The following is a 24,044-nucleotide window of genomic DNA, read 5'->3' as shown; positions in this document are numbered from 1 at the left end:
ATATTTTGAGTCAAATTAATTCAAAAGAGTTCATTTTGAGAATCTAATTGCTCAAAAGTTCATAATGCGTCAAAATAATTCAAAAGAACTTAATGGTATGAACAATGAATGAAGCTCAGCGTCATAGAAGCTTGTTAGATCATCTAACGAGTCATACGTTTATAACGACAAATGACTATGTGAAGATGTTAGATATCTCTTTATCTACAGCTCGTCGGGACATTACAAAGTTGGCGGAAGAAGGGAGGCTGAAAAAAATCCGTAATGGGGCAGAGGTAATCAATTTTGACTCGTCCCTAGCCGCAACTCATGCACCAAGCAGCTTTATCCCCTGCGAAACAGATATAGAAAGCTATGTAGCGAAAAAGAGAATTGCTAAAGCTGCGGCAGATATGTGTGAAGAACACGACAGTATTATTGTGAGTGGTAGCAATACGACTTTTTTGATGGGAGAGCATTTAGCGCATCGTGATGTGCAAGTTGTGACGAATTTTATGCCATTGGCTTATCAGCTGATTAGTCAAGATCATCAAAGTATCATCATACTTGGTGGCCAATATCTACCCGAACGTCAGATCACTATTTCTCCAGATGAAGAAGCAGCAGATGACCATAAAAGTCGTTTTGTCTTCTTTACGGGTACGGGTGTTACGACAGCGGGTGTGCATACCTCTGATCTATTGGTCTATATGGCAGAGAAAAAGCTGCTGGAGTATGGTGATCGTATTGTGGCTCTGATAGATAGCAGCAAAGTAGGTAAGCATGGTGGGAAGTTACTCGCTACCGCTTCTCAGATTGACACATTGATTACAGATGACGGCGCTGACCCTAAGGTGCTTGATGCTTTACGAGAACTTGGTGTGAAGATACAGGTAGTTTAGTTACGTGGAGAGTGCTGTTGCGGCGTTTGTTTTTGCTTTTGTCGTACTCTTGATTCTAGTAGAACATTATTACTGGCCGTGTGTGTGTTGTCCGAACCAAACCGCGGAAGAGTAAATTTCTTCAGATCATAGCTTTGTAAATGAAGTTCAGTGATGTTGTGGGGCTGAATAGAAGTTAATTGAACAAAAAATAGTCATTTTATTCAAATAACGCTTTACAACCTGGTCAGGATCACCAAGAATGTGCTTGCTCTGTTTTCAGGGTTATTAAATGAAACATCCAGTTGTAAAGTAAAACCCTTAGTATTGCTTCATTGTTATTCTCAGTGTTTCCCTTGGCTTCATAGATACATTAAATAATTCAAGCTTTCAGCGCATCGCACTTTTGGCGATTAATTTTTTATTTTTATATAAGGGACACATCATGTCTAACAAAACAAACGGCGTAGTAAAATGGTTTAACGAAGAGAAAGGCTTCGGTTTCCTAACTCAAGACAACGGCGGCGCTGACGTATTCGTACACTTCCGTGCAATCGCTTCTGAAGGTTTCAAGACTCTTAAAGAAGGCCAACAAGTGTCTTTCGAAGTAGAGCAAGGCCAAAAAGGTCTTCAAGCTGCAAACGTTGTAGCTCTATAAGATTTTAAGTCGGCGCAGGTTGCAATAGCAACTTGCGTCACTTTCTCTTTCAAACCAGTTTTCCCTCAGTTTTACCGTAACATTCTTCTCCACTTGCAACACCTCCTCTAAATATTAAAAATCCTTTTGTACATCTGTTCCGTTCTATCTATCGCTGTATCTATTTTTTGTACTAAGTACATCTCCGGCGTAATAATTTGCTCACTTAGTCATCCTGATTGTCATTATTGTATCCATAAAAAAAGCCCCTAAAACTAGGAGCTTATCTTGATCTAATCAACACTGATTCAGCTAGTGGCTATCCACAGTGTGTTACTGACGAACTGTTATTCAATGTTCTGGATCTGAATGTTGATTTAAATTTAAAGTTCAATTATATCAATGGTTTGAGTTTTATTTTTTGATTTATTTTATTTTTAACCACCGATTTAACCACCATTAATAGTATCTACAGTATATAAGGTAAATCGACCGTAGACTATATTCTCAAGAGCAAGGTTTCCTACGAGTTAACGCTTGACGAATACATAAAATGGTTACGGGTTTGGTTACCTGTAACTATTCAGACTTCAATGAGCTAGCCAGTTGTTCGAGCGCTTTTGTTAGCATTAGATTTCTTTGCTCTAGCGACTCCGTTTTATCACGCATTTCTCGTAACTGAATCTCTTGCTGTCGGTTGCTCTCCTGCAATATAGGGAGGTCTTTGAGCTGTTGATGTAATAAGTCATTGGCATTTTCTAGCCTTCGAATCTCTCTTTTAAATGCCGTTCCATCGATAATTGATTCTACAGATTGACCTAGATTATTTAATCGCTCTTTCTTTTTAATAGTCTTAAGGACTTTATGGGTACTGTCATCAACATAGACAGTATGTACACTATTATCTCCTTTTGTTCTGCGACTGTATTGCGCCCAAGACTTCTTCATCATCGACAGTTTCTCTTGCCTTAAAGCCTGATCTTCAATCCTGAAAAAGTAATGTTCAGCTTGTTCCAAAATACCGTCTTCCTGAGAGTAGGTATTTATATCTTCTACGGAAGGGAGCTTTTTAGGTATCCCTTTTTTGACAAAATACTGAGCTAGCCATTGGACCATTTTCTTGTTCTTAAAATTAGCCCACTCCCTAAAACTATCGACTTCTTTACTCATTATATTTTCTCTGTTTTGTTGTTGCTACATGTAGTTTTACATGTAACTTTAGTGCGGTCAAAGTGAATGTGATATCATGTTTTATAATAGGTATTATATTTATAAGGTATTGATTTATATGTGTGTTATTTTTCAACCTTGGAAAGGGCTGAAACCTCAAGATAAAGTTGTTTATTTTCACTGGCTTCTTTACATAGGTAAAGGTCGTGGAAAGTCTTTATCTATTGCAGAGATAACAGTGGCACTACAAATAAAAGAGTCAACCATCCGTGGCTCTGTGGCCCGTTTATGCTCAAGTCGAAAGTGTAATAATGTAAATTCTAACGATGGTCGCATATCCTATACACCGTTTTTCCCGTCCTCTTTAGATGTCTTCCCATCTCTGGGAGAAGGTAAGTTAGCCAGCATAAGGGATATCCTTGGCGTAAAAAAAAACTTGTCAAATGAACGAGCGGAGACATTATCGAAGCGACTACTTAAAGCTATCTTGGTTTCCTTGAGTGATGATTTAGGCGTTATTGAAAGCGTTAGCTTTTCTTATCTTTCCTTTATCACAGGAATGACGGTGCAGAGGTTACGTCGTTACAAAAATGAGTTGGTAGATGATGGGTTTATTTTGAAATTTGTGACTGGTGGTAATGCTCCTACTCTGTACAAAAAAGTTAGCTCGATTTGTATCATTGACCCAAAAATATTTGGCGGTAGTAGAATCGAATTAAAGGAATTTAGAGTTGAGAAGCTGGTTAGTTGTGAGCCTAATCAACAGGTGAAAAGCGGACTTCAGCAAGGTAAAAAGGAACTTAGTTTTTTAGTTGATGAGATCAATCGACATAAACTCGCGGGTAGGCTACACCACTTTTTTGATGAGCTTGTTTCACAAAGTATTCGAGATAAGCTCATACCTGAGTACCAGTCTCGTTGTCGAAAGATCATTTCTATGACGAACTTGGAGTCGATTAATAACTCTCTTCGTAATAGATGGACTAGGGATATAAGTCTTTTCTCTGATTTTTTCTTGAGTATCGTTCGTCAACAGATCGCAAAGGATGAGTCAAAAGGGCCTTTCGATATCTACTTTATTAGAACGGAAACCTCTTGTTACTTACTGTCTAACATCGGTGGAACATACTCAGGTGAGATAAAAGAGATTGATGATTCTGTTGTGTTTAAGCCTGATTCTAGTGAAGAACCTTGGGTGATTTAAGGCGGTGCACTTTAGGCACATCCTCCTTATAGTCGCTTCAGTTTTCTTGGTAACTTCCGGGTAGTTTTCAGGTTAACTCTTTTTGATAGTACCTTATCATCAAAGGTTTGTAGCGAAACCTTGGACCGAGGGAACTGACAGATACAGTAATATACGCTTTAAAGGGTTCACCAACGTTACTACACCTACCCCTAAGTAGGTGATGGAGAAATAAGGTAAAAAATAATATGAGTAGAGATACCTGTGAACACATACAACAGGTACTTACTCATGAAAAAATCAACATACAACGGATTACTGATTCAAGGCACTCTTAAAGAGAATGAAGAAGGTTATTTGGAGCAGTTAATCGAAACAATGAACTACTCTCTCGAAGAGTACCCTAGAACCTATGCGATACGAGTAGACTTGCGACTTCCGTCTCATGGCTTTCTTGATGATCTTACTCGCGATGAAGCTGTAAGTTATAGCATTCGTCGTACAAAGCTAATGTCGCGGTTCAAAGAGTCATTGAGTGAAAAAATTAAAGCTCAAGGAATGCGAAGGAAAAAAATGGGTAAGAGGGCCGCTCCGTGCAAAGTGAGATACGCATGGGCTAGAGAGCAGGACACATCAATGCATGAGCACTACCACCTTGTTCTACTTTTCAATAAAGACCGCTTTTTTACAATTGGCCGCTACAAACAAAGAGATTCTCTGGCAAGTCTTATTACTGGTGCATGGACGAGTGCTCTAGGGTGTAGTGAGGAAGAGGCTTTAGGTTTAGTCCATTTTCCGATTAACCATAGTTACTATATTGAAAAAAATAGTGAGCACTTTGTGGAGCAATATTCGGATCTGTTTTATCGAATTAGCTATCTAGCAAAGAAGAGAACTAAGCGCTATGGCGAGGGGCATCGTTGCTTTGGCTGTAGCACTAGGTAACCTCGACTAAGAGATTAAAAAAGGGGAGTGAATCCCCTTATCCTTTGTGACGATGTCTTAAATCCCATACTCGCCACTGACTGGCTTGAATGTGCGCAAGAGCGTCACGTTTAAGCTGAGTCAAGGTGAAGGTGTTTGAGAAGATGTCACCACTTAGGCAGTGGCTACAGAACTGATGGCAGTTTTCATTTAACAGGGAATAGTCTGTTTGTACACCAAGCATAGCGCCTGCTATTTGAGCGGTAGACTCATTGCCAACGGCTCTACCTTGGGCATTGCAACTGACGTAAATTGAAAGGGCTGTGGTATCTGCTAGAAACTGACGAATTGATGCAGCTTCGATAAGGCCTTTGCCATTACGATGGATGATACGTCCATTTCCCATGTACACACCTGAATGCTCAGCATATCCAAATGCGAGATCGCAATACACAATGCTCCCCCTTACTGGACCGTCGGTTTTCCAGAATAAATTTTGGATTAAACTTTTCGATAAGCTGCCTACAACAAAGCTCCCTATTGCGTGATATGGATTCATGTTATTTACCTCTCAAATGTGATGATAACGAAACTCAAAAGGGCTCTGAGCTTAATGTTTATAAGGGATTAGCGGTCCCGCCCCTTGAGTAAATGATTAGGTTTAAAGTTCAAGAGAAACGAAGTCCTTATCAACCTCATCTTGAGTGATACCGATATAGCGAAGCGTCACGCCTTCTGAAGTATGGCGAAGCATTTTCATGACACGGCCTATATCTTTTGTGGATTGATAAAGAAAGTAACCTCGGGTCTTTCTCATCGAATGAGTACCTAAAGCGATATTCAGCTCTTGGCCTACTTGCTGAAATGCCATGGACACAGCGCGTCGCGAGATTGGCTGGGGTGGTTTGTTTTTCAACTGTTGGCATCGGTGGGATTGAAACAAATAGATGTGGTCGGGATGTTGCTCTCTCAATCTAGCGATGTGCTGCTGCGCTTTGGTATTGAGTTGAATGTTGGCGAGCTTGCCTGTTTTACTCTCACGAATAATGACTCGGTCGCCATGAATGTCTTCAAAGCGGATCGATAATAAATCAGAAATCCGCAGTGCCAGGTTTAATCCGATATGCCACACATCGGCCATTTGTGGATTACAGCGAATACTCAACAGATGACCAACTAGGCGTATGGTGTCATCGTCTTTGACTGCTTGGACCTCAGCCATAATCTGCTTCCTTTTTTGTCTGTAGAAGGGTGTTTTGGGAAGCACAGAGCCGATGATATTAAAGAGTCCTTATACATCAAGGGATTGATGCTTCCCGTTTTAACAATATGGGAAGCAGCCTCGTTTTAGCTCTGTGCTGGTGGTTGTGTTGAATATTTGTAATATGAAGTGGAGCGGGACGGTTAGTGGATAGGGTTGCTACGAGTGATGATTAACTGTACTCAACCTGAACTTGGTCGTAGGCGTTCATGTCTACATAAGCTAGAAAGTTACACTCCCACATCTCATATAGCTCGGTTGTTTCTTGCAGGTACATACCAAGCCATCCGCTGAAACGAGCGAAAGCGACGTTGTTAGCAAAATCAAAAGCCAAGTCAGGAACGAGCTCTGGTGTACCGGTTCCCACATAAACAAGGTCAGTGATTTCAATAAGAGCGATATGGCTATCTTTGACATCCACCGTAATAGAGACAGGGTGAAAGCCGCCGTCTTTCGGGTGGTAGCTTGAGTCTTGAAAACAGATGGTCATTTTTCCTCGGTAATTAACATCATCAATAGAGCGTTTGATTAGGTCTTTCAGTTGATGTGAAGGCTTAGCTCGCTTGCACGCGAACATAGTCAGATTGGCTGCTTGATTCATAGGAACCTCTTTGAAATAAGTTAGGATTAACGAACGGATGTGATGTTGATTGAGATAGCAGGTTGCGTGATGAGAGTGTGAGTGATGGCTTTAAGCCAGCTAGCAAGTAAGGTTTGAACTTCTGGTCGTTGTAAGCTGCACTGCTTAATCTCTGGGTGGTAGAACCAACACCCTGCGAAGTTGAAATACAGCGATAACTCTTTTTGTGGCTTACCAGTAACCATCACATCAAAGGTGGCAATAAAGCGAAGTTGCCAAGGTGTTTTGCTTGATGTTCGCTCTAATTGAATTTCGATTGGTTGAAAGCGACTATTGATATCTTTAGAGCGTATGTTTAACGCTACCCGCTCGACTGTATTCGGGATGACGTTTTCAGACATAAGTGCTTCAAGAAAACAATGCATGGGACTAACGAGTTCATCATTTACCCCTGAAATAACAAACTTATTCATACCCACCCCTTTTCTGCAAATGACACACAAGCCTCACCCACAACGATGTGGTCCAACACTCGGATATCCACCAGCTTGAGAGCATCTACTAAACGCTGTGTAATGCGTCTATCTGCTTGAGAGGGCTCAGAAATACCTGAAGGATGGTTATGAGCAAAAACGACGGCAGCAGCGTTATGGTTTAGTGCTGCTTTGAGTACCTCGCGTGGGTAAATAGAGGCAGCATCGATAGTGCCAAAGAACAACTCTTCAAAACTGATCAATTGATGTTGATTATCAAGAAACATCACGGCGAACACTTCGCGGTCATGAGCCCCTAACTTGAGCTTTAAATATTCCTTAACATTAGTTGGGTTAGTGAACGTGCCTTCTCGCTTGTATTTCGCAGCCAGTGCTTCGGCTGCACGCTCTAGCAGTTCATTTAACTCTGAAGTTTTGAATGGGTAATCGTGTTGGTTGTTGGCGTTACGCATAAGAGCTCCTTGGATTATCTGTTTGGTTATGCGTACTGATGAAATATATCTGAGAGCGTTTTGAATCAGGGTGTGAAGGAGAGTATTTCCAGAGACAGGTAAAAAATAACTCTCTTGCCGTTGTTATGTAGCAATCGCAATAGAGCAACGAATGAACAATCAACACAATCAGCTGGTGCAAAGGATGTATCGGCTTTTTAGTCTCTGGAGAGTATAAAAATGAAAAAAGAAATTTATGTAGAAGCAGCCATCGTAGAGAAGCGAAGAGGACGACTCTCTGCTGGGGTAGGGCTGGTTGTATTCGATGACTATGAAAGAATAGCGGATGAAGACTGGCTGCTCCTTGATAGCATCATAGACCGTAATTACGCAGACTTATCAGCACTTGCTTTTGGGCTGGAGCGTGCTTGTGACGGCGATATTATTTATTCAAGCAGTGACTATTGCGTTGATGGTTTTAATGAATGGCTTGATGGTTGGAAACGTCGAAATTGGCGTAAAGCAAATAAAAAACCGATAGCTCATCAAGACCTTTGGGAGCTAGTGGATAAACGAAGTGCAGATAAACAAGTTGAGGTGAGGAAAGCAGCTGCTTGCTCCGCAGGAAGAGATGCCGCTTATAGATACGCTGTCGCAGTGGCGAATGGTCAGTTGTAATAATGAATCACTTGTTGGCATAGCCAGCAAGTGATTCCTGTTTTTGTGCAACCCTAATATGTCTGTTTAGCCATCTCCTGACAGTAGGTTAGATAGGTAAAAGTAAAAAATAACGCAGAGGCCTTTGTTATGAGTTGAACTACATAACAAGGTTTCAAAATGAAATTTCTTAAATTACAACAAGTAATGGACAAAACTACACTGTGTCGTAGCAGTATTTATAACCTGATTAAGGCTGGTGAATTTCCTAAAAATGTAACCGTGATGGGTAAACGTAAAGCTTGGTTGGAGAGCGATGTTGAAGATTGGATGATGAGTAAAATAGAACGCTAGTCTTTGATTTGATAAAGCTATCTTTTGCGTGGATGAAAGTCGGCATCGATTTATATACCAGACTAAAAATTCATATATAATGTAGGCGATTCATGTGCCATGCACAGAAGAAATGGTGTATTAATAAGTAAATTGGGTTGGATATTTTGGCTGTAACGACATTGAAAGCAAATGAAATTAGATCATGTGAATACAGTTACTTGCGTGAGATTGACGGTGATCTCAATAGTACGATTACGACTAGTGGTGACATTAGAATTGTTGATTTGTTTGCTGGATGTGGAGGGATATCATTAGGGGCGGTCGAAGCGATCCGTGCTAATGGGTTGACTTGTACTATAGCTGCTGCAGTTGAATGGGAGCAACCTGCTGCTGACTGTTTTCAAGCTAACTTGTCCCCAGAGAAGATGTTTTGCCAAGATTTGAATGATTTAATTAATGGCGATTTGGGTCAAGAAAAAACGCAGGAAGAAGTTAGCTTTCATGAGGTGTGTGGTGACATAGACCTTCTTGTTGGTGGGCCACCTTGTCAGGGACACTCTGATCTTAACAATTATAGTCGAAGGGAAGATCCAAAAAATTCACTCTACTTGAAGATGGCGAGAGCAGCGGAAGTCTTGTCTCCAAAATGGATTTTGATTGAAAATGTTGTAGGAGCCGTTAATGATAAAGGTCAGGTCGTTCAAGAGACTATTGTAAGCTTACAATCTCAAGGGTATGAAGTCGAAACAGGTATTGTTGATTGTTTTCGTATTGGCGTAGCACAAAAACGTCGTCGATTTATTTTACTGGCAAGCAAGGTTGGCAAAGTACCAACGATTGCAAACATACATGAAAAATACGAAACAGATAACCGTGATTTAGCTTGGGCAATAAAAGATCTAGAGGGGAAAGCACATGGTGGAAGTATCTTAAATCAACCATCATCTCCATCAAAAGATAACATTGCCCGAATGAAATATATGTTTGACAATGAATTATATGACTTACCAAATGAGCAACGACCAGCATGCCACAGAAATAAGTCACATTCGTATAACAGTATTTATGGTCGCTTAAAGTGGAGTGATGCAGCACAAACGTTGACTAGTGGCTTTTACAGTACAAGTATGGGACGTTACGTTCACCCATCTGAGGTTCGTACATTAACTGCACATGAGGCTGCCAGAATACAAGGGTTTCCTGATTTTTACTTGTTTGAACAAGCAAAAAAAAGAACAGCACTGGCCAAAATTTTAGGAAATGCTGTACCACCAAAATTGAGTTATGCGTGTGTTAAGGAGCTTCTATATGTCTAAATCGAATCGAACTGTTCTGGGGTTGTTTGCAGGTATTGGTGGCCTGGAGTTAGGTTTGAAAAAATCTGGATTTAAGCCACAAATGTTATGTGAGCTTGAGTTAGGAGCCCAGGCTGTTTTAAAAGATAAATTTACCGAAACCCTCTTAGTTGATGATGTAAGGAACCTTAAGGAAATTCCTAAAGGAACAACAGTTATAACTGCAGGGTTTCCATGCCAAGATCTCTCCTCCTCTGGGCAAAAAGAAGGTATTAATGGAAAGCAGTCATTTCTAGTTGATGAGGTTTTTAGATTGCTAAATACCTCGAATGAAGTTGAGTGGGTTCTTTTAGAGAATGTTAAATTTATGCTGCACTTAAATAAGGGTAGTGCAATGCATTACATCACCTCTAAGTTAACTTCACTTGGTTTTAACTGGGCTTACAGAGTTGTTAATTCACAAGCTTTTGGGATCCCTCAAAGAAGGCATCGTGTTTATATATTGGCATCAAAAAAGCATGATCCAAGAAATGTTCTTTTGGCTGACGAATATGGAGTTAATCCAAATAATTATTCGAGTGAGGATGATGTGCCGCATGGTTTTTATTGGACTGAAGGTAGGCACTCTACTGGATTGAATATAAATGGAATCCCTCCTTTAAAAGCAGGTTCGACGATTGGAATACCTAGCCCTCCTGCAATTTTATTTCCATCTGGTTTTGCTGGAACTCCTGATATTAAAGACGCTGAGCGCTTACAAGGTTTCCCTGAAGATTGGACAAAGGCTAGTGAAACCGTGCTTAAACCTTCACATCGCTGGAAACTAGTTGGTAATAGTGTAAGTGTTCCTGTTGCTGAGTGGATAGGAAGGCGTTTAATATCACCATTAGAATATTGTTTTAATAATGATGCTGTACACAATAAATCTGATAGATGGCCAATGTCAGCTTGGTGTATGGGGGATGAAATATATAAATCTTCAGTTAGTGAATGGCCACTGAAAAGTACATTTGTTGGATTGGACAGATTTTTAATACACCCATTAAAGCCATTGTCAATAAGAGCAACAACAGGTTACATAAAACGAGCTGAACAAGGAAACTTAAAGCATCCAGCAGGTTTCATAGATAATTTAAAGAAACATATGATAAATATCTCATAGGAGAAGTAGATATGGATGTTTTAGAGTTAAAATCCTCACTGGATCACATGGTCAATGAAAACCCTAGAAATAGTACAAAAAACAAAAAAGTAATTGATTGGTTTGAGCGTTATTTAAAAGAGCCAGGTCGTGCCAGCGTTGTAAATGAAGATAAACAGGTTGGCAATAGAATACCAGAGCAATTTAAGCATCACGCGGCTCATGTTATTTTTGTTTGCAAAGAAAAAAAGGTTTTAGATAGCATATCTCGTCGTGTTGAAGAGTTTAAATATGATGAGTTAGAAACTGTTTTAGTATTACAAGAGTCTGGTGGTTCAATTGATTTCTCTCTGGAAGCCGAACTTTTGTTATTTAGTGATAAATCTAAGGTTGTCCCTTTTTATATAAAAGAGATACCTGGTTTAATAGTAAAAGAAGATTTGCTTCCTTTATATGCTGAAGCAACTGATGAGCTCAGGTTATCAAAGCCTTTTCTTTTATTCGCAGGAATCTCAGGAACAGGAAAAACTCGCTTCATTAGAGAGCAAGCGAGATCAACAGGATCAATTGAAGATACCTATTGCCTTACTTCAGTCCGTCCTGATTGGCATGAACCCTCAGATTTACTTGGCTATGTCTCGCGGCTCAGTGGTAATACCGAGTACATCGTCACCGATGTACTGAAGTTTATAGTTAAGGCTTGGATTGCGATAAAAGATGCAGGGATCACCCTTCAAGGTAAAGAGGTGGTTGGTGAGAAAAGTCAACAGCAACAAGTCAAACCTTACTGGCTTTGTTTAGATGAAATGAATCTGGCACCGGTAGAGCAGTATTTCGCAGATTATCTCTCCGTGCTGGAAACCAGAGAATGGGCTTGGCAAGGCAATGATTTTATTTACCAATGCGATCCGCTATTAAAAGCAACGGTGTTTGAGGCGGTTGATAAAAATAAACTTAAGGGTGAGCTAGGATTAATTGACCACGATGAGTTGTGGGACCACTTTGTTACTAATGGCATTAGCATCCCGTTTAATTTAATTGTAGCGGGTACGGTCAATATGGATGAAACCACGCATGGTTTCTCTCGAAAAGTAATTGATCGAGCATTAACTTTTGATTTTGGCGAGTTCTTTCCTAATGACTTCGATGCCTTTTTTGATGCAACCTCAGAACCTAAAGCGCTTAGCTACCCAGTGCTTACTGATGGACGAAATAAGACTGAACTAAGCAGTACTTTTGATAAAGATGGCACTTTGTCTGTCGCTTTCCTAAAGCAAATTAATGAAATTTTGGGAAACACCCCATTTAAGCTTGCTTACCGTGCACTAAATGAATTGCTTCTAGCTGTAATTACACAAAACCCCAACAATGAAATCGAGCTTCAATCTGTATGGGATGACTTTTTAATGTGTAAGGTACTACCTCGTATAGAAGGTGACATTGATAAGCTGACGAAACGTGATAGCGGTAATTCAATCTTAGAGCAGCTTAGTTCACTACTTAGCGATCAGTTGAATGAGATTTGGGCTACAAAATCTCGCCAAGATCTGTTTCGTAAATCGCTTGAAGGTGATCCTCTAATTACAATAGAGTGTCGAAGCAAGGTAAAACTTGAGTGGATGAGCGACCAATTGAAGAATGGTTTTACAAGTTTTTGGCCATAAAGGTGGTAGGCATGCAAACTTTGATTTGTATAGAAACGCCTGAGTGGGAGTTAACAATAAGTAGCCAGCACCTTGAGGCAAGGCAAAGTACTTATTTCAATATGCTTAGCCAAAGAGGAGTTGGCGCACCTCTTAGTAAATTGCAAATCCTGCCTGCAATCAGCCTAGAAAAAATAACCATCTGTGACCAAGAGAGTGTGTTAGTTGATGACTCTCCTTTGTCTGAGGTAACTCTTCCGGTCCCGTTATTTTTTGAAAATGCTCAATATCAATTTGAGTGGGTATTTTTGCAAGAAGGCATTGATCAGGCTTTTATCACTCACGCTCTTCAAGGGGTAGCTGATGCTTTTCGGTTTACATCTAAACGCAAACATAGTGCAGCCAGCCTAATTGGTACAATTAATACAGGTAATGATATTGGCCAATTTGCGTTACCTCTTACTTACTGCATTAAAGGCAAGGAAAAGCAATTTAAACTGATCTTAGAAGTCTTGCCAACGAAGATGCAGCTGCACAAAGATTTACCTGCTATGTATCACCGGATCGATGAAGCTTTTCCATTATGGCGGTTCAGTTTGGCGGAGAAGACCGAGCAAAGTGCAGATAAGAGTCAACACCGTGGTAACTTCCCACTATTGTGGTTAGCGCAGTTTAAGGCGTTGAGAACATCACTTGAGGAAGGGTTGAAAGTTATCGCAAACTCCCCACATAACCGATTACAGAAAAAACACGTTAATATTAAAGCAGATCGACTCAAAGGCCGTTTATCAAATCGATTAGCTGAGCGAGTTAAAGAGGATATTGCCAGTAAAATATATGACAAGCGATATCAACAACAAAAACAGCACCTCAGTGTAGATACGCCAGAAAATAGATACATCAAGATGGTCGTTGTTCAATGTAAGCAGCAACTAGAAAGAATGTCCCTGAAGCTTGAAGCTCATAATAACAAAGGTGAGACAACGTACGCCCGCCTATCGGAGCACTTCTTGAATGAATTGAAAGAGTGGCAACAGCCATTGATAAAAATGGAAAAGTATAGCTTTTTAAAAGAGGTGGGAGATTTTTCTGGACAGCATCGTGAGTCTTTGGTTTTGCAACAAAAAACAGGCTACAGTGCAGTTTACAAGGTGTGGCAAGAACTAAAATATTACTTGGATGTTTTTGCTAAGCACTCAACAGTGTCAATGAAGTCTGTCGCGGAAACGTATGAAGTATGGTGCTTTTTAGAAATACGTACAATCTTATTAGAAGTGCTTGGCTTTCAAGAAAAAGAACACAAAAAAACAAAGCTAAAGCTTAATGACTATTTTGAATTAAAACTTAAAGATGGTTTAACAGGCGCAGGGGCATTTACATTTGAGCGAGCCGATGGACTTAGGGCGAAGTTAGCCCATGAACCGGTCTTTCTGCGAGCTGGTCAACATATTCGGTCGTTTGGTGTGACACAAAAACCCGATATCTTGTTAGAAGTTACTTTCCCAGGTGGTAAGACGTGCATTTGGTTATTTGATGCCAAATATCGCATAAAGACCCAAAATAATCGATATGATGTAGATGATATTGATTGTAACGATTACGTGCCCGACGATGCGATTAACCAAATGCACCGCTATAGAGATGCTTTAATTCGAGTTGATGAACAAAAAGAGTCCAGAAGCAAAAGTCGTCCTGTTTTTGGTGCCTTTGCTTTATACCCAGGCTTTTATGACCAAGAAAGCGATGAAAACCCATACCAATCGATGATAGCTGAAGTTGGGATTGGTGCCTTTGCTTTGCTGCCTAGCGCAAACGGCAATAAGAACTCCTGGCTCCAAGCCTATTTATTGCATCAGCTAGGAACAGGTATCAGCTCTTACACTACTGAGTCGATACGGGATGATCTTTATGTCAATGAAGCAGCGCGTATTCCATACTCGGGAATGCAGCAAGTGCTACACCATGATCTTGTTTTGATATCGAAACTCGGTGAAAGTCGTGAGCAAGACTATATCGATAACTTTAATAATGGATTGGCAGAGTGGTTTCATATTCCAGTTTCTGTATTTGATCAGAAGTTTGGAAAACATATTGCTCAGGAATTGAGGTACTTAGCAGTCATAGAGAATAGTGAAAGCCCTCTGGTAATAACCATGGTTTACCGAATTAAAAAGGCGATGCTGTCGCAGCGCGATGAGATATCTGCTAAGCAAGCCGGTATTAAGGTCTCTAAAGTCGGGAAAAGCCAATACTGGTTATTTGAGCTTGGTGAAGCTATTCCATTGAAGCAGGCGATCCAACATGCTCCTACTGCTGGATTTAGACAATCATTGAAGCTAGCTAAATTAGATGACATGCTAGTTGCTAATAGTTTCAGTGAAATTGTGCCTATTTATGAACGCTGTTATCGATAGTCTTTGGTGATGCTTAATTTGATAAATATAGCTGGACCGAATGCTATCTTCGCTAATGGTAGGAGAGACTATATTAACGGTAGCAGTAGTGTGGCCAACTTGTTTAGCGCCTCTCTTCGCTCTTTCAAATAATCATACTGATCATAGATCCCTTCAACACCCTTTAACTTGTGATTCAAGCACCTCTCGGCCACATGGCCGGGAGTGCCTTGTTTTGCCAATAGAGTACGACAAGTGCGGCGTAGGTCATGCACGGTGAAGTGCGTCATATCCCCCATCAAATTGGGTGGCTGCTTCTTCTTGCCAGCCTCATGACCAAATAGCTTGGTAATGGCTCGGTTAAGCGTGTCGGGGCCCATGTGAGGGCTTTTACTAGCTCGCCTACTAGGAAATACATACTCAGAGCCAAATCCTCTTATCTTCAACTCTTCAAGCCATTTCAATACTTCTGGTGCTAGTGGGATAGTAAAGCCGACATTAGTTTTACTGCGCTCCGCTGGTAAGTGCCACAAACCTTCCTTCAAATTAAACTCTTCCCACTTTGCTTCACACAATTCAGATTTACGCACCCCTAAACAGACCAATAATGCACAAGCTAGGTAGTTATCGCGGCTAAAGTTAGCGCTGTTCTCTCTAGCGATACTAAAGAACTGTTTCAATTCATCTTCAGTCAAGAAACGATCTTTACTTTGTTCTATGCCGCCAGCATCCCTCACAGTAAATGCAGAGGCCGGATTACCTTGAAGAAGGTCTAGCTTCATCGCGTGATTAAATAACTGTTTACAGTGACCTAGAGCATCATTGGCTATAGTCGGTCGACCAGAGTCATTAATCGCTGTGATTGTTGTGCGAATATCACGTGCGGTAATCTTATCGAGAGGGATGTCACCGATGTGTGGTGCTATATCTTTAGTGTAAACACGTTTTGGGATATTAGGGTGTTTAAGGCGCTTAACTAAGGTTGGATACCAATCTTCGAATAAGTCATTAACGGTTTTAATGCTTTCTTGTTTGGCACGTTTGCGTTGTATGAGGGGATCAAAGCCTTCTCTCACTTGTTTCATTTTAGTGGCGGCTTCGAGGCGAGCGTTAGATAAGGAAAGGTCATTAACCTTACCAAGCGTCATTTCACGGCGCTTTTTATTAGAGGTAAAGCGTAGCATCCAGCTCGCAGTGCCCGAAGCTGGGACTACCAAGTACAAGCCCTCACCATCAGCATGGCGCTGTGTTTTCTCACCACCAGACTTAATGAGCGCTTCTACTTTCTTAACGGTTAACTTAGCCATAACCCACCTCTAATTGCGTATGATCTTGATGGTGGATATTATTTTACCCACCACTTACCTTTGTGGTAAGTCTATCACACCCACCACATTAACCACCAGTTGGTGGTGGTTAATGGCGTATTGAAGAATACGGTGGTAGAAAGTGGTTTGAACTAACTTGTTGTATTTAATTGTTTTTAATTCAGTTAAATACAATTATAACTATTATTCAATGTTCTGGATCTGCTCACGCATCTGTTCGATAAGAACTTTAAGCTCCACGCCCGATGCTGTGATGTCTGTGCTGATAGACTTAGATGCTAGCGTGTTTGATTCACGGTTGAACTCTTGCATCATGAAGTCAAGTTTACGGCCACAAGCGCCACCTTTCTTCAATACTACATTCGCTTCTTTCACGTGAGAGTCTAGACGGTCTAGTTCTTCTGCTACGTCTGACTTCTGAGCCAGTAGGATCAGCTCTTGCTCAACACGAGAACCTTCAAGTTCAATCTTCGCATCTTCAAATTTGGTAAGAAGACGCTCACGTTGCCATTCTAGGATCTCAGGCATGCGTGCACGAACTTTAACGACTTCTTCAGTGATCGCATCTAAACGCTGAACGATGAGCGCTTTCATGTTTTCGCCTTCACGAGCACGAGCGTCAATGAACTCTGCGATTGCATCGTTGAATGCTTCAAGTAGATCTTTGTTGATGGCATCCATGTCTTGCTCTGGCGTTTCCATTACGCCAGGCCAGTTCATGATTTGGAATGGGTTCAGACGGCTGTCTTCACCTGTCATCGTCATTACTTGGTTAGCAGCATTGATTACTTGCTGAGCCAAACCTTCGTTGATGCTTAGCTCGCCTTTCGCTGCTGGGTTTGCTTCAAAACGTAGGTTACATTCAACCTTGCCGCGAGCTAGACGCTTACGGAAACGCTCACGTAAGATTGGCTCTAAACCACGGAACTGTTCAGGCATACGGAAGTAAGTTTCTAGGTAGCGTTGGTTTACACTACGGATTTCCCATACTGCTGTACCCCAATCGCCTTTTACTTCTTTGCGTGCGTACGCGGTCATACTATAAATCATCGAATTTTCCTGTCTTTTATCATTCTGAAAATAACGCGCACGCATAGTATCACGATATGGTGTGCTCCCGAAGCTTGTCGATTTTCCGTTATAAATAGCCTTCACGGTAAGTATCTTTGAGTCGTAAGTCGCTTTAAGTAGTAGGCCACTTTGAATGGTAAATAGATTTGAAAGATAAACTGCTATATAATCTTGCCCCAATCAAAACTGTCTCACCCCTTTCTTAGGTGATGCACTCTTTCGATAGTAAATCACTTCAGACTGTTAATAAGGTAGATACCAATGCGTCCAAATGACCGCGCTGTAGATCAAATTCGTCCAATTAAAATTACTCGTAACTACACTGCTTATGCTGAAGGTTCTGTATTAGTTGAGTTCGGCAACACTAAAGTTCTATGTAATGCGACGGTAGAAGAAAACGTACCGCGTTGGTTAAAAGGCCAAGGAAAGGGTTGGGTAACCGCTGAATACGGCATGCTGCCACGTGCAACGCACACTCGTAACCGTCGTGAAGCGGCGAGCGGTAAGCAAGGTGGTCGTACGATGGAAATCCAACGTCTGATCGCTCGTAGCCTACGTGCTGTTGTTGACCTGAAAGTAATGGGTGAAATCATGATCACTGTCGATTGTGATGTTATCCAAGCAGACGGCGGTACTCGTACTGCTTCTATCTCAGGTGCAAGCGTTGCAATGGCTGATGCTATCAACAGCCTACTAGCAAGCGGCAAACTGAAGAAGAACCCAATGAAAGGCCACGTAGCGGCAGTTTCAGTGGGCATCGTTGGTGCACAAGCACTGTGTGACCTTGAGTACGTTGAAGACTCAGCAGCCGATACCGATATGAACGTTGTAATGACGGAAGACGGTAAGATGATTGAGATTCAAGGCACCGCAGAAGGCGAACCGTTCAGCCACGAAGAGCTGATGCAGCTTTTAGCCCTGGCAAATAAGGGCATTGCCGATATCGTCGAAGCGCAGAAAGCTGCGTTGGCCGACTAGTTTTTTAGATAGCTCCTTTCACAGGAGCTATTTTTTTGTCTGTAAAACCCGAAAGGGTAGTGCAGAGCGTAAGTTAAGTTTTATTGAATAAACGTAGAGGAAGAACATGAAAGCATATCAACGTGAATTTATTGAATTTGCACTAGAGAAAGAAGTACTTAAGTTTGGTGAGTTTACTTTAAAGTCTGGCCGTAAGAGCCCTTACTTCTTCAATGCTGGATTGTTTAATACAGGTCGTGACCTAGCACGCTTAGGTCGCTTCTACGCAGCAGCATTGGCTGATTCAGGTATTGAGTTCGATGTACTATTTGGCCCTGCATACAAAGGTATTCCAATCGCAACAACAACAGCGGTTGCACTGGCAGATCACCATGATGTGGACACGCCTTACTGCTTCAACCGTAAAGAAGCGAAAAACCACGGTGAAGGTGGCAACCTAGTGGGTAGCGAACTTGAAGGTCGCATCATGTTAGTGGATGACGTGATCACTGCAGGTACTGCGATCCGTGAGTCGATGGAAATCATCCAAGCAAACGGCGCTGACTTAGCGGGTGTTCTGGTTGCGATTGACCGTCAAGAGAAAGGCAAAGGTGAATTGTCTGCGATTCAGGAAGTAGAGCGCGACTTCGGCTGTGCGATTATCTCAATCGTTAGCCTGACTGATTTAGTGACTTTTCTTGAAGAGAAAGGCACAGACGCAGCACATCTTGATTCAGTAAAAGCGTACCGAACTCAATACGGAATCTAATTCGTAAACTGAAGAAGTTGAACCTAATGGTTTAGTGCCTTAGGTTTAGAGCTTAAAAAAGAAAAATGCCCGAGAGATGAAACTCTTTCGGGCATTTTTTTACTTAAATCTTATTGGACAGAACAAGGCTCGCTTACTTGTAACGAATGCCTTTTTCCGCCTCTGGATCTTCCATGGTTTTGAAGCGCTTGTGTAGCCACATCCATTGTTCTGGGGCTCTTAAGATAATCTTCTCAAGATAGCGGTTCATATACGCTGCTGCCGCTTTTTCATCTTTCTGCGGATAGTTATCTTCGATTGATTCGTCGGCCATGATTTCATATTTTCCGTCGGCATTTCTAAAGCCAGACCCAATAACGACCGCGCATCGACTGGTGTAAGCCAAAATGCTGGTTCCAGTGGTGGTGCTTGCATCCTCTACTGCAAAGAAAGGTACGAATACAGATTTATTGCGACCGTAGTCATGATCAGGGAGATAGAATAGGCGATCTCCGTTACGCAGAACACGTATCATCTTTTTCACATCTTTACGATCAATAGTCAGATTGCCATTGTGGGTTCGGCCCCAAAACTGAATAAGGTTATATACAGCGTTGTTGTGTGGGCGATACACGCCATATCCATGTTGTCCGAGTACGGCAAAAGCGCGAGCGGTAATTTCAAGGTTGAGAGCGTGCACACAACAAAGTAGAACGCCTTTACCGTTTTTGCTATGCGATCTCATTACTGCAGTATCTTTATCAACCAGCAACATTTTAAATCGCCACGTAGGCCAAAACCAAGTAATGCCGGTTTCAATCAACGCTAATCCAGTATTTTTGAAGTTTTCTTTAACTAATTGATTTATTTCTTCTATGGGCTTTTCAGGAAAGGCTAGCTCCATATTACGAGTTGCAATATCAACCCGTTTTTTACCAAAACGCACGCCTAGTAAGCCAAGTCGCTGCCCTAAGGAGAGCAACACACGGTAAGGTAGCAGGTTAACAATTAGAGCCAACAACCCAAAGCCTAGCCATACGGGCCAGTATTTAGGGTGCAGCAGTAAGAGTGAAAATTCAGGCTTATCATATGTGGTTTTGTTCATATATTTGGCTTAATGCTGATTACTATTCGATTTGTGCACTCAGAAGTGCCCAATACTCTTCAAAGTTCGCTGTCGGTTGATATTTGAAGTCCGAGCGAACAAATCGATTTAAACTTCCTTCAACCTGACCTAACAATTGAGCCGCTAAGATTTTTTCATCAACCGGGAATGACTTCCCTTCGCGAAGCTTTCTTTCTCGTAGAATTTGACGAAGTTGCGTCTCAATACGTTCGAAAAGCTGATTGATGCGATCGCGCAGGCGTTCATTTTCAAACATTAGAGCATGACCAGACAAAATTCGAGTCAGGCCTGGGTTACGTTCTGAGAAAACCAAGATAAGTTGTAGCACTAGGCGTATGCGCTCTAGTGTGTCTTTCTCTTCATCTAGAATACGGTTGATTCGAGACATCAACGCTTCTTCAATGAACTCGATCAAGCCTTCAAACATGCGAGCTTTGCTTGGGAAGTGGCGGTATAACGCAGCTTCAGAAACACCAACTTGCTTGGCCAACTTTACCGTTGTGATACGAGAAGCACCTTCGGTCGATTCCAACATTTGTGCTAGAGCTTGCAGGATTTCTTCACGACGGTTTGATTTTCGAGTACCGGCCATCTATTTACTTCCTTTCCTAAAGATGAGGATTGAGTGAAGCAGGATTATAAACACCATTCAATTCTGTTCCTAGTTTTGTAAGACCTAGGTCAACAGAATCGAGAGGTGTCAGCGTATTGTCAGGGTAAAATTGTGCGTTTATACGTCAATAAGCTGTTGGATCTGATTAAGGATCTGGAAACCAAGAGAGTCTTTGCTATCTAGAGGTAGAGATTTATCGCCACCTTTCCAATAAAGGTGCAACTCATTACTACTACTATTAAAGCCTTGGCCTTCGACAGAGACATCGTTAGCACAAATCATATCGAGGTTCTTTCTTTCCAATTTTCCGCGCGCATACTTCTCGACATCTTGAGTTTCTGCTGCGAAGCCGACAGTAAATGGACGATCTTCAGTCATTGAGGCAACGGAAGCCACAATGTCTGGGTTCTTAACCATTTGAATGGTCATGTCATCTTTACTATCGACTTTTTTAAGCTTCTGGTCTGCAATGGTCTCTGGGCGGTAATCGGCAACCGCAGCGCAGCTGATGAAAATATCATGCTGAGCAGCATTGGCATTCACGGCATCAAACATCTGTTGTGCGCTGTCTACATCAATGCGATTAACCTGATTTGGTGTCGCGAGTGATACAGGGCCACTAATTAGAGTTACCGTAGCACCTTGTTTCGCGGCCGCTTCAGCCAGTGCATAGCCCATCTTGCCCGAGCTATGATTGGTAATGTAACGAACTGGGTCGATCGCTTCGCGAGTTGGACCCGCAGTAATTAACACCGAACGGCCAGTCAGAGGTTTAGGTTGGAAGAAGTCTTCACAACGATGGACCAGTTGCATTGGCTCTAACATACGCCCCATACCAACATCGCCACAGGCCTGTTCACCAGCTGCCGGACCCCAGATTTCACATCCACGACGTTTTAGCGTTGCGATGTTCTCTTGAGTTGCAGGGTGGCTGTACATTTGTTGGTTCATTGCTGGGGATACCGCAACTGGCGCATCGGTTGCTAAAACCAAAGTGGTCAGTAGGTCGTTACCCATGCCTGCGGTCATACGCGCAATAAGGTCTGCGGTTGCGGGTGCTAATAAGACTAGGTCAGCCCATTTCGCCAGTTCGATGTGCCCCATGGAAGCTTCAGCAGCAGGATCAAGCAAACTATCAGACACTGGCCTTCCAGAGACAGCTTGCATGGTGAGAGGAGTAATGAACTCCTTAGCCGCATTAGTCATGACGACTTGTACCTGCGCACCACGTTCGATTAAGCGTCGAGTCAGTTCGGCACATTTATAAGCTGCGATACCACCACTAATGCCAAGTAGGATTTTTTTTCCAGCTAGGCCTTGTTGGTCAGCGTTATCCAGTTGATTAACCAATGTTTGCATGATTCTGTTCCTTAATTTCTCTGGGACTAACGATATCAGAACAAAGGATTAGTGCCTAGAAGCAGAATTGGAACAGGTTTGACACTCATCAAGTTGATGTTATCAAACTTATCAATTACACGGTTTTGCTAGGCATTAGTCTTCTTTATAAAGCTGTGGAAGCTCTCCGTAGACAAACGGATTAGGCTGATGGATCGTATTCATCACCCTAGATAGCCTTTATATGCCTATAAGTAAAATGCCTGTTGAGTCGATGCCAAGAGAAAAGTTACTGAGTAGAGGCCCCGACTCCTTAAGTGATGCGGAGTTGTTAGCTATATTTCTTCGAACGGGCACACAAGGAATGAATGTTTTAGAGCTATCAGACAAGTTGATCAAAGATTTTGGTTCGCTTCGCCATCTTTTTTCTGCAACGGAGGCTGAGTTTTGTGCCCATAAAGGGATGGGGCAGGCGAAATATGTCCAGTTGCAGGCTGTTTTGGAGATGACGCAACGTTATTTGGCCGAGACTTTATCTCGAGGGGATGCACTAACTAGCCCAAGTCACACCAAGTTGTATCTTTCGAGTATATTGCGTGATCGCCAGCGAGAAGCCTTCTACATATTGTTCCTAGATAACCAAAACAGAGTAATAAAAGATGAAGTGATGTTTGAAGGAACCATCGATGCAGCATCTGTTTACCCGAGAGAAGTGGTTAAACGGGCACTTCATCATAATGCTGCCGCTTTAATCCTAGCGCACAACCATCCTTCCGGTGTCGCAGAGCCAAGCCAAGCAGATAGGCGAATTACACGTAGATTAACCGACGCATTGGCACTAGTGGACATCCGAATTCTCGACCATTTTGTCGTTGGAGATGGCGAAGTTATCTCTTTTGCAGAGCGCGGATGGATTTGAATCACATTTTAGGTTGTTAGTTGCGTTAAATCTGCTATCATTCCGCCCACATTTTAGAACCTTAAATCAGCTCTGATTACTCAAATAGCTGCCCTGTTCAAAAAAAGATCACGAAATCCTTAAAAAGGATCTGTTCGGGTCTTGAGCAATGCATGTCAAGTTAGTATAATACGCGACCTTTGATAGCCTTGAATGGATTTTCCATTATGGTTTTTACCTCTATTTTCAGAATTGATAGAGAGGTTCGGCCACCAAGGTTGATATCGAGCTGAAACGATTTGGAGAGACATTCATGTCCCGAGTATGTCAAGTAACTGGTAAGCGTCCAGTAACGGGTAACAACCGTTCACACGCACGCAATGCTACCAAGCGTCGTTTTCTGCCGAACCTACAAACTCACCGTTTCTGGGTAGAGAGCGAAAAACGTTTTGTTAAACTACGTCTAACTGCTAAAGGCATGCGTATTATTGATAAGAAAGGCATCGATGCTGTTCTTGTTGATATCCGTGCACGTGGCGAAAACGTTTAAGAGGAATTAAGCAATGGCTAAAGGCATTCGTGAGAAAATCCGTCTAGTATCTTCTGCTGGAACTGGTCACTTCTACACAACTGACAAGAACAAGCGTAACATGCCAGGCAAATTTGAGATCAAAAAGTTTGATCCAGTAGTTCGCCAGCACGTTATGTACAAAGAAGCTAAAATCAAGTAATTGATAGCCCCTTTGTCTCTTCTTTTATAGAAGAATAAATTAAAAACCCAGCTTATAGCTGGGTTTTTTTATATCTAAAATTTGAGTAACTCAATTATTCTTGTTTGATATAGCGTCTGATAGATAGAAAACCGTACAACATAGAAAGTATTGCCACTTTCACGATATACTGATTACTCAATAGGTTAGATGAGCAGAATCATATGAGATATCGTGGACGCCGGTGGAA

Annotated in this window: 26 protein-coding genes; 15 read left to right on the top strand and 11 right to left on the bottom strand. The window is 41.8% G+C overall.

What is annotated here, in order from left to right; translation table 11 throughout:
- The first annotated feature begins 104 nt into the window (after positions 1-104).
- Together ulaR and AB4589_RS02310 are read left to right on the top strand one after the other, a co-directional pair.
- Entirely contained in the window at positions 105-881 is a 777-nt protein-coding gene (gene ulaR, locus AB4589_RS02315; protein WP_012603034.1) for an HTH-type transcriptional regulator UlaR, read from the top strand.
- Positions 882-1,305: 424 nt separating this feature from the next.
- The gene (locus AB4589_RS02310) at positions 1,306-1,518 is read left to right on the top strand and encodes a cold-shock protein (protein ID WP_004735656.1); all 213 of its coding nucleotides are present in this window, start codon (positions 1,306-1,308) and stop codon (positions 1,516-1,518) included.
- 558 nt (positions 1,519-2,076) lie between these two features.
- Here the strand turns inward: AB4589_RS02310 and AB4589_RS02305 are convergent.
- Positions 2,077-2,667, bottom strand: a complete 591-nt coding sequence (locus tag AB4589_RS02305) for a hypothetical protein (RefSeq protein WP_372099197.1) — start codon at positions 2,665-2,667, stop codon at positions 2,077-2,079.
- Positions 2,668-2,785: 118 nt separating this feature from the next.
- Here AB4589_RS02305 and AB4589_RS02300 point away from each other — a divergent pair, with 118 nt between their 5' ends.
- Both AB4589_RS02300 and AB4589_RS02295 read left to right on the top strand, forming a co-directional pair.
- A complete protein-coding gene (locus tag AB4589_RS02300; protein ID WP_372043159.1) occupies positions 2,786-3,871 on the top strand; it encodes a hypothetical protein in 1,086 nt (361 codons plus the stop codon).
- Between the two features lie 270 nt (positions 3,872-4,141).
- Positions 4,142-4,795 carry an inovirus Gp2 family protein gene (locus AB4589_RS02295; protein ID WP_371962408.1) on the top strand — a complete coding sequence of 218 codons (654 nt, stop codon included), beginning with the start codon at positions 4,142-4,144 and terminating at the stop codon, positions 4,793-4,795.
- A gap of 37 nt (positions 4,796-4,832) precedes the next feature.
- On the opposite strand, the gene AB4589_RS02290 is transcribed toward AB4589_RS02295, so the two are convergent.
- The 5 genes from AB4589_RS02290 to radC (AB4589_RS02270) all read right to left on the bottom strand — a co-directional run bounded on the left by AB4589_RS02290 (position 4,833) and on the right by radC (AB4589_RS02270) (position 7,561).
- Positions 4,833-5,333, bottom strand: coding sequence for a lecithin retinol acyltransferase family protein (locus AB4589_RS02290; protein ID WP_371962407.1), 501 nt, complete (start codon positions 5,331-5,333; stop codon positions 4,833-4,835).
- Between the two features lie 102 nt (positions 5,334-5,435).
- Entirely contained in the window at positions 5,436-5,996 is a 561-nt protein-coding gene (locus AB4589_RS02285; RefSeq protein ID WP_017084306.1) for a tyrosine-type recombinase/integrase, read from the bottom strand.
- Between the two features lie 211 nt (positions 5,997-6,207).
- Positions 6,208-6,636, bottom strand: coding sequence for a DUF2787 family protein (locus tag AB4589_RS02280; protein WP_371956759.1), 429 nt, complete (start codon positions 6,634-6,636; stop codon positions 6,208-6,210).
- A gap of 26 nt (positions 6,637-6,662) precedes the next feature.
- Positions 6,663-7,088 carry a DUF2787 family protein gene (locus tag AB4589_RS02275; RefSeq protein WP_371956760.1) on the bottom strand — a complete coding sequence of 142 codons (426 nt, stop codon included), beginning with the start codon at positions 7,086-7,088 and terminating at the stop codon, positions 6,663-6,665.
- Positions 7,085-7,561, bottom strand: a complete 477-nt coding sequence (gene radC / locus AB4589_RS02270) for a DNA repair protein RadC (RefSeq protein WP_372043160.1) — start codon at positions 7,559-7,561, stop codon at positions 7,085-7,087. The genes AB4589_RS02275 and radC (AB4589_RS02270) overlap by 4 nt, the downstream gene beginning before the upstream one ends.
- Before the next feature lie 219 nt (positions 7,562-7,780).
- On the opposite strand from radC (AB4589_RS02270), the gene AB4589_RS02265 reads away from it, so the two are divergent.
- From AB4589_RS02265 to AB4589_RS02240, 6 genes are all read left to right on the top strand, one after another.
- The gene (locus AB4589_RS02265) at positions 7,781-8,218 is read left to right on the top strand and encodes an RNase H family protein (protein WP_372099196.1); all 438 of its coding nucleotides are present in this window, start codon (positions 7,781-7,783) and stop codon (positions 8,216-8,218) included.
- Positions 8,219-8,377: 159 nt separating this feature from the next.
- Positions 8,378-8,551, top strand: a complete 174-nt coding sequence (locus tag AB4589_RS02260; protein ID WP_372099195.1) for an AlpA family phage regulatory protein — start codon at positions 8,378-8,380, stop codon at positions 8,549-8,551.
- A gap of 137 nt (positions 8,552-8,688) precedes the next feature.
- Complete coding sequence (locus AB4589_RS02255) at positions 8,689-9,849, top strand: DNA cytosine methyltransferase (protein ID WP_372099194.1); 1,161 nt, start codon at positions 8,689-8,691, stop codon at positions 9,847-9,849.
- The gene (locus AB4589_RS02250; RefSeq protein ID WP_372099193.1) at positions 9,842-10,990 is read left to right on the top strand and encodes a DNA cytosine methyltransferase; all 1,149 of its coding nucleotides are present in this window, start codon (positions 9,842-9,844) and stop codon (positions 10,988-10,990) included. Before AB4589_RS02255 ends, AB4589_RS02250 begins: the two co-directional genes overlap by 8 nt.
- Before the next feature lie 11 nt (positions 10,991-11,001).
- Positions 11,002-12,633 carry an McrB family protein gene (locus tag AB4589_RS02245; protein ID WP_372099192.1) on the top strand — a complete coding sequence of 544 codons (1,632 nt, stop codon included), beginning with the start codon at positions 11,002-11,004 and terminating at the stop codon, positions 12,631-12,633.
- A gap of 11 nt (positions 12,634-12,644) precedes the next feature.
- Positions 12,645-15,026 carry a DUF2357 domain-containing protein gene (locus tag AB4589_RS02240; protein ID WP_372099191.1) on the top strand — a complete coding sequence of 794 codons (2,382 nt, stop codon included), beginning with the start codon at positions 12,645-12,647 and terminating at the stop codon, positions 15,024-15,026.
- A 68-nt stretch (positions 15,027-15,094) separates the two neighbouring features.
- Here AB4589_RS02240 and AB4589_RS02235 read toward each other — a convergent pair whose 3' ends face one another.
- On the bottom strand, positions 15,095-16,312 hold the full coding sequence (locus AB4589_RS02235) for a tyrosine-type recombinase/integrase (RefSeq protein ID WP_372099190.1): 1,218 nt from the start codon (positions 16,310-16,312) through the stop codon (positions 15,095-15,097).
- A 204-nt stretch (positions 16,313-16,516) separates the two neighbouring features.
- The gene (locus AB4589_RS02230; protein ID WP_009847984.1) at positions 16,517-17,383 is read right to left on the bottom strand and encodes a YicC/YloC family endoribonuclease; all 867 of its coding nucleotides are present in this window, start codon (positions 17,381-17,383) and stop codon (positions 16,517-16,519) included.
- Between the two features lie 282 nt (positions 17,384-17,665).
- Here AB4589_RS02230 and rph point away from each other — a divergent pair, with 282 nt between their 5' ends.
- Both rph and pyrE read left to right on the top strand, forming a co-directional pair.
- On the top strand, positions 17,666-18,382 hold the full coding sequence (gene rph, locus AB4589_RS02225; RefSeq protein ID WP_009847983.1) for a ribonuclease PH: 717 nt from the start codon (positions 17,666-17,668) through the stop codon (positions 18,380-18,382).
- A 106-nt stretch (positions 18,383-18,488) separates the two neighbouring features.
- Positions 18,489-19,130 (top strand): orotate phosphoribosyltransferase, encoded by a 642-nt coding sequence (pyrE, locus tag AB4589_RS02220; RefSeq protein ID WP_009847982.1) that lies wholly within the window; start codon positions 18,489-18,491, stop codon positions 19,128-19,130.
- Between the two features lie 133 nt (positions 19,131-19,263).
- Here pyrE and lpxL read toward each other — a convergent pair whose 3' ends face one another.
- From lpxL to coaBC, 3 genes are all read right to left on the bottom strand, one after another.
- Positions 19,264-20,214 carry an LpxL/LpxP family Kdo(2)-lipid IV(A) lauroyl/palmitoleoyl acyltransferase gene (gene lpxL / locus AB4589_RS02215; RefSeq protein ID WP_017100199.1) on the bottom strand — a complete coding sequence of 317 codons (951 nt, stop codon included), beginning with the start codon at positions 20,212-20,214 and terminating at the stop codon, positions 19,264-19,266.
- Positions 20,215-20,236: 22 nt separating this feature from the next.
- Positions 20,237-20,827 (bottom strand): nucleoid occlusion factor SlmA, encoded by a 591-nt coding sequence (gene slmA, locus AB4589_RS02210; protein ID WP_017100198.1) that lies wholly within the window; start codon positions 20,825-20,827, stop codon positions 20,237-20,239.
- Positions 20,828-20,965: 138 nt separating this feature from the next.
- Entirely contained in the window at positions 20,966-22,207 is a 1,242-nt protein-coding gene (gene coaBC, locus AB4589_RS02205; RefSeq protein WP_017102407.1) for a bifunctional phosphopantothenoylcysteine decarboxylase/phosphopantothenate--cysteine ligase CoaBC, read from the bottom strand.
- 223 nt (positions 22,208-22,430) lie between these two features.
- On the opposite strand from coaBC, the gene radC (AB4589_RS02200) reads away from it, so the two are divergent.
- The 3 genes from radC (AB4589_RS02200) (at position 22,431) to rpmG (ending at position 23,815) form a co-directional block, all read left to right on the top strand.
- Complete coding sequence (gene radC, locus AB4589_RS02200) at positions 22,431-23,105, top strand: DNA repair protein RadC (RefSeq protein WP_012603038.1); 675 nt, start codon at positions 22,431-22,433, stop codon at positions 23,103-23,105.
- A gap of 292 nt (positions 23,106-23,397) precedes the next feature.
- Complete coding sequence (gene rpmB / locus AB4589_RS02195) at positions 23,398-23,634, top strand: 50S ribosomal protein L28 (protein WP_004728407.1); 237 nt, start codon at positions 23,398-23,400, stop codon at positions 23,632-23,634.
- Positions 23,635-23,647: 13 nt separating this feature from the next.
- On the top strand, positions 23,648-23,815 hold the full coding sequence (gene rpmG, locus AB4589_RS02190; protein ID WP_002535344.1) for a 50S ribosomal protein L33: 168 nt from the start codon (positions 23,648-23,650) through the stop codon (positions 23,813-23,815).
- The last annotated feature ends 229 nt before the right edge of the window (positions 23,816-24,044 follow it).

The sequence above is a fragment of the Vibrio sp. 10N.222.49.A3 genome (assembly GCF_041475145.1).
Taxonomy (GTDB): Bacteria; Pseudomonadota; Gammaproteobacteria; order Enterobacterales; family Vibrionaceae; genus Vibrio; species Vibrio tasmaniensis_A.
The sequence above is the reverse complement of the archived record's forward strand: the minus strand, read 5'-3'. Positions and strand labels throughout refer to the sequence as shown.